The sequence below is a fragment of the Enterovirga aerilata genome (assembly GCF_013044135.1).
GTDB classification, from domain to species: Bacteria; Pseudomonadota; Alphaproteobacteria; order Rhizobiales; family Beijerinckiaceae; genus Enterovirga; species Enterovirga aerilata.
Genome location: NZ_JABEPP010000006.1, coordinates 187,372 through 199,871, shown reverse-complemented (window position 1 = coordinate 199,871; position 12,500 = coordinate 187,372). Strand labels below are relative to the sequence as shown.

The 12,500-nt window shown below is 67.2% G+C and carries 14 protein-coding genes and 1 pseudogene; 5 read left to right on the top strand and 10 right to left on the bottom strand.

The window, feature by feature from the left end; all coding sequences use genetic code 11:
- Window positions 1-121: 121 nt before the first annotated feature.
- The 6 genes and pseudogenes from HJG44_RS20395 to HJG44_RS20370 form a co-directional block, all read right to left on the bottom strand.
- On the bottom strand, window positions 122-379 hold the full coding sequence (locus tag HJG44_RS20395; RefSeq protein WP_171220387.1) for a hypothetical protein: 258 nt from the start codon (window positions 377-379) through the stop codon (window positions 122-124).
- Window positions 380-472: 93 nt separating this feature from the next.
- Window positions 473-679, bottom strand: a pseudogene (locus HJG44_RS20390) (glutathione S-transferase N-terminal domain-containing protein); the annotation flags it as partial.
- Window positions 676-1,155: a VOC family protein gene (locus HJG44_RS20385; protein WP_171220182.1), complete on the bottom strand. Its 480-nt coding sequence runs from the start codon at window positions 1,153-1,155 to the stop codon at window positions 676-678. The gene HJG44_RS20385 and the pseudogene HJG44_RS20390, both read right to left, overlap by 4 nt.
- A 4-nt stretch (window positions 1,156-1,159) precedes the next feature.
- Window positions 1,160-1,516 carry a DUF1428 domain-containing protein gene (locus HJG44_RS20380; RefSeq protein WP_171220181.1) on the bottom strand — a complete coding sequence of 119 codons (357 nt, stop codon included), beginning with the start codon at window positions 1,514-1,516 and terminating at the stop codon, window positions 1,160-1,162.
- Window positions 1,517-1,545: 29 nt separating this feature from the next.
- The gene (locus tag HJG44_RS20375) at window positions 1,546-1,968 is read right to left on the bottom strand and encodes a YciI family protein (RefSeq protein ID WP_171220180.1); all 423 of its coding nucleotides are present in this window, start codon (window positions 1,966-1,968) and stop codon (window positions 1,546-1,548) included.
- A 37-nt stretch (window positions 1,969-2,005) separates the two neighbouring features.
- Window positions 2,006-2,440, bottom strand: a complete 435-nt coding sequence (locus tag HJG44_RS20370) for a VOC family protein (RefSeq protein ID WP_171220179.1) — start codon at window positions 2,438-2,440, stop codon at window positions 2,006-2,008.
- Window positions 2,441-2,498: 58 nt separating this feature from the next.
- On the opposite strand from HJG44_RS20370, the gene HJG44_RS20365 reads away from it, so the two are divergent.
- The gene (locus HJG44_RS20365) at window positions 2,499-3,194 is read left to right on the top strand and encodes a winged helix-turn-helix transcriptional regulator (protein ID WP_171220178.1); all 696 of its coding nucleotides are present in this window, start codon (window positions 2,499-2,501) and stop codon (window positions 3,192-3,194) included.
- Window positions 3,195-3,486: 292 nt separating this feature from the next.
- On the opposite strand, the gene HJG44_RS20360 is transcribed toward HJG44_RS20365, so the two are convergent.
- The 4 genes from HJG44_RS20360 to HJG44_RS20345 all read right to left on the bottom strand — a co-directional run bounded on the left by HJG44_RS20360 (window position 3,487) and on the right by HJG44_RS20345 (window position 7,721).
- The gene (locus HJG44_RS20360; protein WP_346767228.1) at window positions 3,487-5,571 is read right to left on the bottom strand and encodes a 3-hydroxyacyl-CoA dehydrogenase NAD-binding domain-containing protein; all 2,085 of its coding nucleotides are present in this window, start codon (window positions 5,569-5,571) and stop codon (window positions 3,487-3,489) included.
- A gap of 85 nt (window positions 5,572-5,656) precedes the next feature.
- Window positions 5,657-6,010, bottom strand: a complete 354-nt coding sequence (locus tag HJG44_RS20355; protein WP_171220176.1) for an ArsR/SmtB family transcription factor — start codon at window positions 6,008-6,010, stop codon at window positions 5,657-5,659.
- Entirely contained in the window at window positions 5,997-6,440 is a 444-nt protein-coding gene (locus tag HJG44_RS20350; RefSeq protein WP_171220175.1) for an SRPBCC family protein, read from the bottom strand. Before HJG44_RS20350 ends, HJG44_RS20355 begins: the two co-directional genes overlap by 14 nt.
- 78 nt (window positions 6,441-6,518) lie before the next feature.
- A complete protein-coding gene (locus HJG44_RS20345) occupies window positions 6,519-7,721 on the bottom strand; it encodes an acetyl-CoA C-acyltransferase (RefSeq protein ID WP_171220174.1) in 1,203 nt (400 codons plus the stop codon).
- A gap of 238 nt (window positions 7,722-7,959) precedes the next feature.
- Between HJG44_RS20345 and pimA the strand changes: the two genes are divergently transcribed.
- The 4 genes from pimA to HJG44_RS24310 all read left to right on the top strand — a co-directional run bounded on the left by pimA (window position 7,960) and on the right by HJG44_RS24310 (window position 12,488).
- Window positions 7,960-9,648 carry a dicarboxylate--CoA ligase PimA gene (pimA, locus tag HJG44_RS20340; RefSeq protein WP_346767227.1) on the top strand — a complete coding sequence of 563 codons (1,689 nt, stop codon included), beginning with the start codon at window positions 7,960-7,962 and terminating at the stop codon, window positions 9,646-9,648.
- A 105-nt stretch (window positions 9,649-9,753) separates the two neighbouring features.
- Entirely contained in the window at window positions 9,754-10,587 is an 834-nt protein-coding gene (locus tag HJG44_RS20335) for a hypothetical protein (protein ID WP_171220172.1), read from the top strand.
- 84 nt (window positions 10,588-10,671) lie between these two features.
- Complete coding sequence (gene pimC / locus HJG44_RS20330; protein WP_171220171.1) at window positions 10,672-11,883, top strand: pimeloyl-CoA dehydrogenase large subunit; 1,212 nt, start codon at window positions 10,672-10,674, stop codon at window positions 11,881-11,883.
- Window positions 11,880-12,488, top strand: coding sequence for an endonuclease domain-containing protein (locus tag HJG44_RS24310; protein ID WP_346767226.1), 609 nt, complete (start codon window positions 11,880-11,882; stop codon window positions 12,486-12,488). Before pimC ends, HJG44_RS24310 begins: the two co-directional genes overlap by 4 nt.
- Window positions 12,489-12,500: the final 12 nt, after the last annotated feature.

Sequence of the window (12,500 nt, the reverse complement as noted above, 5' to 3'; positions counted from 1 at the left end):
GGTAAGAGGCGTCGGGCGCTCTGTTGTCGCTACACCGCCGGATGGCGCTGCTTGATCGGCTCGTTGTCACGCAGCTCGGCGATGGGACTGTCCCCGATCGAGCCGCCGGGCACCGGGCGGGTTACCGGCGGTAGTAGTGACGCGGACCGTGATAGCCCCGGCGCGGTCCCGAATAGCCCCGGCGATAACCATAGGGACGCGGCGCCACGTAGCGCCCGCGATAGCCTGGCCGGTAAGGACGGTAGGCGGAGCCGTAGCCGGGGCCGCCCGGGCCGTAATAGATCTTGCCCTGCGCCATGGCGGGCGTGGGTGTTCCGACGGTCGCTACCCCGCCAACCAGACCGAGTCCGAGCAGCGCCGCGAGCAGAAGTTTCTTCATTCCGTCCCTTCCTCCTGAGCCTAGCTGAACGACGGTCGTACGGGACGGTTCCCTGTGCCGGGCCGGATCAGCCGGAAACCCGAGACGCTCGATGATGATGCTGGACGGGGCCATCGTCCGGCCGCCGTCGGCGAGGATGGGGAAACTTGCCGATGGGCCAGAGCTCACGCATCTTGTCGAAAGCCCCGGATCCTCCGGTCCGAGCACCCGATAGGTGAACGGCGTCTCATTCTCGCAGAGGGCAACCAGGACCTTCCGGCAGTAGGACGAGAACGGGTGCGCGTAGAGGGCGAGGTTCATGCGCCACCCTTGTAGACGCGCCGGAGCTCGGCGAGGTCGAGCTTCCCCATGCCCATGATCGCGGTCATGACGCGGCCGGCGCGCGCCTGATCGGGATCGCGCAACATGTCGATAGCCTCGCGCGGCACCACCTGCCAGGAGAGGCCGTAACGGTCCTTGAGCCAGCCGCACGGGCCCGGCTCGCCACCCTCTCCGAGCGCATCCCAGTATCGGTCGACCTCCGCCTGGTCCTCGCAATCGAGGATGAAAGAGACCGCCTCGTTGAACTTGAAGAGCGGCCCGCCGTTCAGGCCGAGGAACGGCTGGCCCCGCAAGGTGAACTCCACGGTCAGGACCGAGCCGGCAGGACCGGAGGGCGTATCTGCCGGCGAGCGGTTGACGCGGTCGACGCGGCTGTCGGGAACGAGTCCGGCATAGAACCGGGCCGCCTCCTCGGCGACGCCGTCGAACCAGAGGCAGGGCGTGATGGCGGCCACTGCCTCACCTCCCGAAAGAGACGATCGGCATGAACCCGCCATAGATCATGCGCTTGCCATCGAACGGCATGTCGCCGCCCATCCTCATGCGCGGATCCTCCATGACCTTCTTCTGGCCGGTGTAGCGCGCTTCCTTGGATGGCCACTCGATCCAGGAGAACACGACGACCTCGCCGTCCTCCGCCTTCACGGCCCTCTTGAAGTCGGTCAGCTTGCCGTCCGGGACATCGTCGCCCCAGCATTCCACGACGCGGGTCGCGCCATGGTCCAGGAAGACCTGGCCTGCCGTCTCGGCCATTGTGCGGAAGCTCTCCTTGTTCGCAGCGGGCACAGCCAGCACGAAGCCCTCGACATAGCTCATTCTCGCTTCCTCCCGATTGTTTGCGATGCCTAGTGCCCGGCCAGCTTTGCTCGCGTCCGGTCGAGCAACTCGGTGACCTCCGGTGTCAGAGTCTCTCCGAAATCCTCCATTTCGTAGAATGGCCGGATCTCGAGCTCGCTCGGGCCAGGCATGGGGTTGGGGCAGCGCTTCGCCCACGCCACCGCCTCGTCCATGTCCCTGACGTTCCAGATCCAGAACCCGGCCACGAGCTCGCCCGTCGCCGCGAACGGCCCATCGATGACGGTGCGGCTCGCACCGTCGAACGCGATCCGCTTGCCGTGGCTCGACGGCTTCAGGCCGTCGCCGCTCTGCATGATGCCGGCATTCACGAGCTCCTCGTTGTACTTCCCCATGGCGTCCAGCAGCTCGGCCGAGGGCATCAGCCCCGCCTCGCTGTCCGTCGTGGCCTTCACCAGGACCATCACGCGCATCGTCGCCCCTCCTGATCCGTTCTTTGTCCCAGGCCGCTCAGGCGGCCTGCTGGTCACCGCACATGGCGGTCTTGGCGGCCTCGACATCCATCCACATCACCTCCCAGATGTGGCCGTCCGGATCCTCGAAGGAGCGGCCATACATGAAGCCGAAATCCTGGGTCGGGGTCGGATCGAGCCTGCCGCCGGCAGACCCGGCCTTGCCGACCGTTGCGTCGACGCCGTCACGCGTGTCCTCCGAGAGGCAGATCAGCACCTGCGCCGTAACATGCGCGTCCGGGATCGGCTTCGTCGTGAATTGCCGCCACTTGTCGTGCGTCAGCAGCATGGCGTGGATCGTTTCGGAGAAGACCATGCAGGCTGCCGTGTCGTCGCTGAATTGCGGGTTCCTCGTCGCGCCGACGGCCTCATAGAACGCGACAGACCGCTTCAGATCGGTCACGGGCAGGTTCACGAAGATCAGTTTGGCCATCGGCGCCTTCTCCCCTGTTGATGCTTGACCGTAGCCCATTCAGTTATATCATGCAACCATGAAGTCAGAAAAAATAACCGAAAGCAGGGTAATCCCGAAGCGGCACTATGACGATGCCTGCGGGGCCGCGCATGCGCTCGACCTCGTCGGCGAGCGCTGGGCGCTGCTGGTGATGCGCGAGCTGATGCTGGGCCCGAAGCGCTTCGGCGAGCTCAGGGCCGACCTGCCCGGGATCAGCGCGAACGTCCTGACGCAGCGGCTCGAGGGACTGGAGAAGGCCGGGATCCTCGTGCGGCGGAAGCTCCCGCCGCCCGCTTCCGTGCAGGTCTACGAGCTGACGCCCTGGGGTTACGAGAGCGAGCCGATCTTCCAGGCGCTCGGTCGCTGGGCGGCGCGCTCGCCGACGCACGACCCGAGCCTGCCGCTCAGCGCGACCTCGCTCTTCCTGTCGTTCAGGACGATGTTCGATCCGTCACGGGCGCAGGCGTTCTCGGCACGAATCGGCTTCCGCTTCGGCGAGACGGACTACCTCGTGACGGTGACCGAGAACGGCGTCGAGGTGGCGCGCGGCACGGTTTCGGGCGCACAGGCGATCGTCACGGGTACGCCGCCCGCGGTTGCCGGCGCGGTCTATGGCGGCGTGCCGCTGGACGCGCTGATCGGGAGCGGCGCACTCGCGATCGAGGGCGACCGGGCGCTGTTCGAGCGCTTCGCGACGCTCTTTCCGCTGCCGCCGAAGGTGGAAGCTGCATGAGCGGACAACCGGCTCCAACGGCCCACACCCTGGATGGTCGGGTCGAGCCCGACCATGACAAGCGTGGGGCCGCCCCGCTGCACTTTGTCGTCCCCGGCGCCTGCGCAGCAGGCGGGAAGGGGATCCAGCCCCGAAAGCCCGCGGCGTCCTGGATTCCCTTCCCCTCCGGCGGCTCCGCCGCCTTCGGCCGGGAATGACAGGGAGCGTGTTTCGAGACGGCGCTCCGCGCCTTTCTCAACATGACCGACGTCGGGAACATTGGCCGGGACAGGCCCGGCCATGACACCGCCTGCTACGCCGCGCCCGTAAATGTCTCGCCGGCCTCGACCTTGCGGCGGAGGAGATCCGACGGCCTGAACTCGGGGCCGATCTCGCGCTCCCATTGCTCCATGCGGGCGAGCACGTTCTCGAGCCCCACCGTGTCGGCATAGAACATGGGACCGCCGCGATAGACGGGCCAGCCGTAGCCGTTGATCCAGACCATGTCGATGTCGGAGGCCCGGATCGCCTTGCCCTCCTCCAGGATCTTCGCGCCCTCGTTGATCATCGGATAGATCAGACGTTCCAGGATCTCGGCATCGGAAATCTGCCGACGCGTAATGCCCTTCTGCTTCGAATGGTCGAGCACCATCTGCTCGACGATCGGCGAGGGCGTCGCCTTCCGGTTCGCGTCGTAGTCGTAGAAGCCCGCCCCGGTCTTCTGACCGCGGCGGTCCATCTCGCAGAGCTTCTCGCGCAGCGTCTCGCCCTTGGAGGTCTCGCGCGACCAGCCGATGTCGAGCCCCGCGAGGTCGCTCATCGCGAATGGCCCCATGGGGAGGCCGAACTCGTAGAGGACGCGGTCCACGTCCCACGGCATCGCGCCCTCCTCGACGAGCCGGTTCGCCTCGCGCTGGCGCTCGGCGAGCATGCGGTTGCCCACGAAGCCGTAGCAGACGCCGACCAGCACGCCGATCTTGCCGATCTTCGGCGCGAGCTTGACGGCGGTGGCGACGACCTCCTTCGACGCCTTCTCGGCGCGCACAACCTCCAGCAGCTTCATCACGTTCGCCGGCGAGAAGAAGTGCATGCCGATGACGCTCTCCGGCCGGCTGGTGACCGAGGCGATCTCGTCGACGTTCAGGTAGGAGGTGTTGGAGGCCAGGATCGCGCCGGGCTTGGCGATCTTGTCGAGGCGGCGGAACACGTCCTTCTTGATGTCCATGTTCTCGTAGACCGCCTCGATGACGAGATCGGGCGTCGAGAGCGCCTCGAAGTCGAGCGTGCCCGTGATGAGGGACATGCGCTTTTCGACATCCTCCGGCTTGAGGCGGCCCTTGGCCGCGCTCGCCTCGTAGTTCTTGCGGATGACCGAGAGGCCGCGGTCGAGCGCCTCCTGCTTCATCTCGACGATCGTCACCGGGATGCCGGCATTCAGGAAGTTCATGGCGATGCCGCCGCCCATCGTGCCCGCGCCGATGATGCCGACGGAGTTGACGGGGAGGGTCGGCGTGTCGTCCGGCAGGTCGGGGATCTTGCGCACCTCGCGCTCGGCGAAAAACACGTAGCGCTGGGCCTTCGACTGGGTGCCGGCGACGAGCTTCAGGAAGAGATCGCGCTCCTTCGCGATGCCCTGCTCGAAGGGCAGCTCGACCGCCGCCTTGACCGCCTCGATGCAGGCGGCAGGCGCCTCGAAGCCGCGGAACCTGCGCGCATTCGCCTTGGCGAAATCGGCGAAGACCTCGGGCTTGCCGCGCGCGGCCTCAACCTTGTCGGACAGGTCGCGGACCTTCCGGGGCCCCTTTCCTTCGGCGACGAGGCGCTTGGCGAAATCGAGCGCCGCCTGGCGCAGGCCCTCCTCCGGCGCGAGCTCGTCGATGAGCCCGGCCTCCTTGGCCTTCGGCGCCGGGACATGTTCGCCGGAGGTGATCATCTCCAGCGCCCGCTCCACCCCGACAATGCGCGGGAGCCGCTGCGTGCCGCCCGCGCCGGGCAGGATGCCGAGCTTCACCTCGGGCAGGCCGACGCGCGCCGATGGGACCGCAACACGGTAATGACAGCCCAGCGCCATCTCGAGCCCGCCGCCGAGGGCAGTGCCGTGGATGGCCGCGACGACCGGCTTCGGCATGTCCTCGATCAGGGTCACGAGCTCGCCAAGCGGGATGCCCTTGGGCGGCTTGCCGAACTCGGTGATGTCGGCGCCCGCGAAGAAGGTGCGGCCGGCGCAGATCAGGACCACAGCCTCTGTGGCTGGGTCCGCTGCCGCTTCTCGCATCCGCGCCGCCACCCCGTCGCGCACGGCGGCGCCGAGCGCGTTCACCGGCGGGTTGTTCACCGTGACGATGGCGATCCCGTCCTCGACCTTGAGATCGGTCACGCCGGATTGAGTGTCGGCCACGTCGCTGCCTCCCAAATTGAATGGCTGTTCTGGGGAGGCGTGTATCGGGAGGATCGGGGCGGGGGCAAGGGAGGAGCGTAGCGGCTCAACCTTCCCCTGCGGGCCCTTCGACAAGCAGCTTGAGGCGACCGAGCGCCTCATCCCAATGGGCCGAGACACGGTCCAGGTACGAGCGAATCTCCCCGAGAGGCTCGGGCGTCAGCCTGAAACGGCTTTCGCGGCCAATGCGGATGCTGCTGACCAGTCCCGCCGCTTCCAGTACCCGAAGGTGCCTTGTTACGGCCTGCCGACTCAGCGCCTTGTCGGCCGAAAGCCTGGCGATGGAGTGGTCCCGGCCATCGCTCAGCTCCGACACCAGGGCCAGCCGCGTCTCGTCCCCGAGTGCCGCGAACAGCGCAGCCGCGTCCGGAGCGGAACAATGCCGGTCAGCCCGCGACATGCGCCTTGATGTTCTCGAGCTGAATGGCCCAGCCGCCCTCGTTGCGGCGCATGAACTCGACGCGGCGATCGGGCGGCAGGGCGTCGAAGCCGGACTCAGTCACCGTGAGCCGCGTTCCGGCGGGCGTCGGCTCCAGTCGGAATTCGACCCGCGTCCAGGCGGCCCGATCCGGATCTTCGTCCGGCGCCTCGATATGCGGCCATTCGAACGCGAAGAGACGCGGGGCATCCATGACCAGCACGCGGGCGTCCCAGGGATAGTTCTCGTAGCCCGGATAGGTCATCCGCCCGCGGGACATCCCGCCCACCACGAACGGCCCGTCGAGTCTCACCCTGAACCAGGCTCCAAACTCCTCATGATCCGTCAGCGCCCCCCAGACGCGCTCGACCGGAGCCTTGATCTCGATCGTCTTCTGGATGGCGTCTGTCATCAGCAACCTGTCGGTTGCGTGATGACCTACCAGGAGCAATCATGAATCGCAACCATATGGTTGCGTTGACTGCCCTCCTCAGAAAATCTCGAACAACCCCGCCGCGCCCATGCCGCCGCCCACGCACATGGTGACCACGCCATACCTGGCGCCGCGGCGCTTGCCCTCGATGAGGATGTGGCCCGTCATCCGGGCGCCTGACATGCCGTAGGGGTGGCCGATCGAGATCGCGCCGCCGTCGACATTGAGCTTGTCGTTCGGGATGCCAAGCTTGTCGCGGCAATAGAGAACCTGGCAGGCGAAGGCCTCGTTGAGCTCCCAAAGGTCGATGTCGTCCACCGTCAGCCCATGCTGCTTGAGGAGCTTCGGCACCGCGAAGACGGGCCCGATCCCCATCTCGTCCGGGTCGCAGCCCGCGACCGCGATGCCCCGGTAGGCGCCGAGCGGCGTGAGGCCGCGGCGCTCGGCCTCCTTGGCCTCCATCAGGACGCAGGCCGATGCGCCATCGGAAAGCTGCGAGGCATTGCCGGCCGTGATGAAGCGGCCCTCCTTCACGCGCTGGCCGTTCTTGAAGACGGGCTGCAGCTTCTCGAGATCCTCGAGCCGGGTCTGCGGCCGGTTGCCCTCGTCCTTGTCGAGCGTGACCTCGCGCGTGGAGGTCTCGCCGGTCGCCTTGTCGGTCACGATCATGGCGGCCGTGACCGGGACGATCTCGTCCCTGTAGCGCCCGGCATCCTGCGCCTCGGCCGTTCGCCGCTGCGACTGCAGCGCGTACTCGTCCTGCGCCTCGCGCGAGACGCCGTAGCGGTCGGCCACGATCTCGGCGGTCTCCAGCATGGTCATGTAGAGCTGCGGGACGCGGTCCACCAGCCAGGGGTCGGCGGCGCGCCAGCGGTTCTGGTGCTCGTTCTGGACCAGCGAGATCGATTCGAGCCCGCCGCCGACCGCGACCTGCATGCCGTCGACCACGATCTCCTTGGCAGCGGTCGCGATCGCCATCAGGCCCGAGGCGCATTGCCGGTCCATGCTCTGTCCGGCGACGCTGGTCGGCAGCCCTGCCCGGAGGGCGGCCTGGCGAGCTATATTGCCGCCGGTCGAGCCCTGCTGCAGCGCCGCGCCCATGACCACGTCCTCGACCTCGCCCGGCTCGATCCCGGCGCGCGAAACCGCCTCGCGGATCGCATGGCCGCCAAGAGCCTGCGCCTGCGTGTCGTTGAAGGCGCCGCGATAGGCCTTGCCGATCGGCGTGCGGGCGGTGGACACGATGACGGCTTCGCGCATGGGCTCTCTCCCGGGTGCCGCCGGTCGAAGGGACGGCGTCTTGCGGCCCATATCGCGCCCGGCCGGGCGCCGCACAAGCCCGGTCGAGACCCGCCGCTTGCATGCTCGCGAAAGTCGCAGCGCGACCGCTTGGATTTGGGGCGGCCGGGGCATAATGATCTGTCTCAAGACCCGCATCAGAACGGGTGCAACCGTCACGTGAGGAAGCGATGCGCAGGTTTTGCCGCAGAGGATGGGCGTGAACACTCGTCCCTTCGCCTGGGAGAAGTCCTATCCGCCCGGCCTCTCATGGGACGCGCCGGTGGAGATATCCACGGTCCCGGCGCTGCTCCGCGAGGCAGCCGCCACCTACGGGCCGAAGACCGCCATCGAGTTCCGCGGCCGGACGATCTCCTATGCGGAACTGCTGGCGGGTGCCGAGATCGCGGCCGGCGCCTTTACGCGCGCCGGGATCGGCCGCGGCCACTCCGTCGCGCTCTATCTTCCCAATACGCCCTATCACCCGCTGGCCTTCTTCGGCGGCACGATGAGCGGGGCGCGGGTCGTCCATCTGTCACCGCTCGACGCCGAGCGCGAGCTCGCGCACAAGCTGAAGGATTCCGGAGCCCGCGTCATCGTCACGACGAATATCGGCGGGATGTACGAGCGCGCCGAGAAGCTGCTCGAAACCGGGCTGATCGACCTGCTCGTCGTCGGCGACGACGCGCATTGGGGCCCCTCGCCGGTCGCGCCGACGCCGATCGGCGAGCGTCCTCGGGTCGCGACCTTCGCGTCCTTCACGGCCGAGGGCGGCCCGCCCCCAAGCCCGCCCGAGATCAGGCCGGAGGACATCGCGCTCCTGCAATACACGGGCGGCACGACGGGCATGCCGAAGGGCGCGATCCTGACGCACGCGAACCTGACGGCGGCCGTCTCCATGTATTCGAACTGGTTCGGCGCCCTGCCGCAGGACCGGACCGAGCACGACAAGATCCTCTGCGTCCTGCCGCTTTTCCACATCTATGCGCTCACCACGATTCTTCTTCGCGGATTGAAGCGCGGGGCCGAGATCGCGCTGCGGACGCGCTTCGACGTGGAGCAGACGCTCAGGGATATCGAGATCGGCCGCATCACCCATTTCCCGGGCGTGCCGACCATGTGGATCGCGCTCTCGGCCGTCCCGGGGATCGAGACGCGCGACTTCTCCTCGCTGGCCTATTGCGGCTCGGGCGGTGCGCCCCTTCCGGTCGAGGTGGCGGACCGGTTCGAGCGACTCACCGGACACAGGCTCGTGGGTGGGTGGGGCATGACGGAGACCTCGCCCGCGGGGACGAACCGGCTTTCCGCCGGGCCGACCAAGCCGGGCACGATCGGCCTGCCGCTCCCAGGTGTCGAGATGGACGTCTGCTCGCTCCAGGATCCTTCGAAGACGCTCCCGCCGGGCGAGGTCGGCGAGCTCCGGATCCGCGGCCCGAACGTCACGCAGGGCTACTGGAACCGTCCGGAGGAGACGAAGGCGGCTTTCGTCGACGGCTGGTTCCTCACCGGCGACATCGGCTACATGGATGAGGACGGGTTCTTCTTCATCGTCGACCGAAAGAAGGACATGATCATCTCGGGCGGCTTCAACGTCTACCCGCAGATGATCGAGCAGGCGATCTACGAGCACCCGGCCGTCGAGGAATGCCTTGTGGTCGGGATACCCGATCCGTACCGCGGCGAGAGCGCCAAGGCCTTCGTGAAGCTCCGCGCCGGCGCGGCCTCGTTCGGCCTCGAGGAGTTGCAGGCCTTCCTGAAGGACAAGCTCGGCCGCCACGAGATGCCGCAGGCGCTCGAGATCCGGCCCGCCCTGCCGCGGACCGCCATCGGCAAGCTGTCGAAGCTCGAACTCCGGGACGAGGAGCGGAAGAAGGCCGCCGATGCCGCCGCGCGGCGGGGTGCCGCTTGATCCTCCCGGATGCACCGGCGGAAGACGGCTCGTGAGCCCGCGCACGCCAGGCAGCGCCGCGCCAACGCATCATCTCCCTCGAGTACCATCCGAGGGGGAACGGTCATGACCTCAAGCCTTTGCCCGAGCGCGCTCGCCGGAATGCGCGACGAGGATGCTGCGGTGTTCGCAGAAGCCGCGCGCTGGTTCGAGGTCTATATCCTGGTGCGGGCCACGAACCCGCATTCGCTGCCCTACATGAGCAAGGAGGGCTATTCCGCCAAGCGGCTCGACTGCAAGGCGAAGACAGCTGACCTCGACGTCATCCTCAACGGCCGCCTCTATAAGACGGCCGGCCTCGTGGTCGATCCGAACATGGTTGGCTTCGCCGCCTTCAAGGGCGGCAAGCACGCCAAGGCGGTCGAGGAATGGGGGAAATTCGCTCCGAAGGTCGCCGCCGGGATCTACGGCCCGGACGGGCGCCCGACGAAGACCTTCTACCCGCAAGGCGGACAATACGGCGTCCAGATGGACCCGGACCATATCCATTTCGGCTGCGTGATGTTCTCGTCCGGCTCTCTCATCACTGCCGCGACGTACATACACGGCGATTACGACCTGTATGCGATCGTCAACGTCGACAACCCGCTCGACACGATCTTCGTCACCGAGACCCGGCTCGGCGAGAAGCATGTTCGCTCGAAGGAGCTCTTCGACGTGCAGAACTACGTGAACCGGCGTTTCGGCCGGCCGATGGTGCTGCACGGCGACCAGGAGAAGTATTCCGCCCACTCGGACGAGGAGGTCTACGTCTTCTTCCCCGACGAGAGGTCGCCGCGCGTGCTCTCGGGGAAGCTCGCCATCGAGCGCTTCTACGAGACGACGCTCGGCGGCCGGAAGACGGGCGGCAAGGACGCGATGCTTGAGCCGGCGGGCGGCCTCTGGCAACGCGTGCGCTGATGAGGCATTGAGCCGGCGCGAGGTTCGCCGGCCGAGAAGGGGCCGGCTCAAGTCGGCCGCGGCTCACGCGGAGGAGACGAGGGAATGGATCTGCGCTTCACGCCGGAGGAAAACGCGTTCCGGGAGGAGGTGCGCGCCTTCTTCCGCGACAACCTGGATCCGAAGCTGCGGGAAAAGCTCGTCGCCGGCCGCCATTTCACCAAGCAGGAGCTGGTGGACTGGACCCGTACCCTCAACAGGCATGGCTGGGGGGTGCCGCACTGGCCTGTCGAATACGGCGGCACGGGCTGGGACCCCGTACGCCAGTACATCTTCCTCGAGGAGCTTCAGGCTTTTCCTGCTCCCGCGCCGCTCGCCTTCGGCGTCAACATGGTCGGGCCCGTCATCTACACCTTCGGCAACGAGGCGCAGAAGAAGCACTTCCTGCCGCGCATCGCCAACCTCGACGATTGGTGGTGCCAGGGCTTCTCCGAGCCGGGCTCCGGCTCCGACCTCGCCTCGCTCAAGACGCGCGCCGTGCGGGACGGCGACCACTATGTCGTGAACGGCCAGAAGACCTGGACGACGCTCGCCCAGCATGCCGACTGGATCTTCTGCCTCGTCCGCACCGATCCGACGGCCAAGAAGCAGGAGGGCATCTCCTTCCTGCTGATCGACATGAAGACGCCGGGCATCACCGTGCGGCCGATCGAGCTGCTCGACGGCGGGCACGAAGTGAACGAGGTGTTTTTCGACGACGTGAAGGTGCCGGTGGAGAACCTCGTCGGGCAGGAGAACAAGGGCTGGGATTACGCCAAGTTCCTGCTCGGGAACGAGCGCACCAACATCGCCCGCGTCGGCGTCTCGAAGGAGCGCCTCCGCCGCATCCGCGAACTCGCCTCCATCGAGCGCATCGGCGAGGAGCCGATGATCCGCAATCCGCGGTTCCGGGAAAAGCTTGCGGCCGCCGAGATCGAGCTCAAGGCGCTCGAGATGACCCAGCTCCGCGTGATCGCCGCCGAGCGCACGCGCGAGAAGGGCAAGCCCGATCCGGCCTCCTCCGTGCTGAAGATCAAGGGCTCGGAGATCCAGCAGATGACGACCGAACTCCTTCTGGACGTCGTCGGCCCCTACGCTCTCCCCTACGTGCCGGAGCCGGAAGGTGAGGACGCGCCTCTCTCCAACGAGCCGCCGATCGGGCCCGACTGGGCCGCCTCCGTCGCGCCGACCTACTTCAACTGGCGCAAGGTCTCGATCTATGGCGGATCGAACGAGATCCAGCGCCAGATCATCGCCAAGGCGATTTTGGGGCTGTGACGAGCGGCGGGAGCACACGCGGCGTTGATCCCTCCCCGGAGGGGAGGGCCGAGTCGGCGAAGCCGAGCCGGGGTGGGGCACGCCGGGTGGGCAGTCCCCCTCCGTCAGGCGCTGACGCGCCTGCCACCTCCCCCTCCGGGGGAGGATCAACGGAGGTCGTAACAGATCGCATTCTTGCGGCACGGGGCCGCCCGCACTCCGATCTTCCGGCCGGCGTCTCACGTTCTTTGCGCCGCCGCATGACGCGCCACGAGGTGAAGGTCTGGAACTGGATCCGGGAAGTGCTCGTACCGCTGGGGTTCCACTTCCGCCGGCAGGTTCCGATCGGGAGATACGTTGTCGATTTCGCTTGCCTCAAGCAGCGCCTGATCGTGGAGCTCGACGGAGAGCAGCATGGTCGCGATCCGGCTATCGAGGCTGCCGATCGAGAACGGGACAGGCTCTTGTCGCGCGAGGGTTATCAGGTGCTCCGCTTCACCAATCAGGATGTCGACCGACGCAAGATCGTCGTCCTGGACACGATCCTCGCAGCTTTGCGCGGCGAGTGGAGCGCTCGCAACCCGGCCTCTCCGGATGTGCGATCACCGTACAACCGCGCGAATTGAACGGAGCACGCA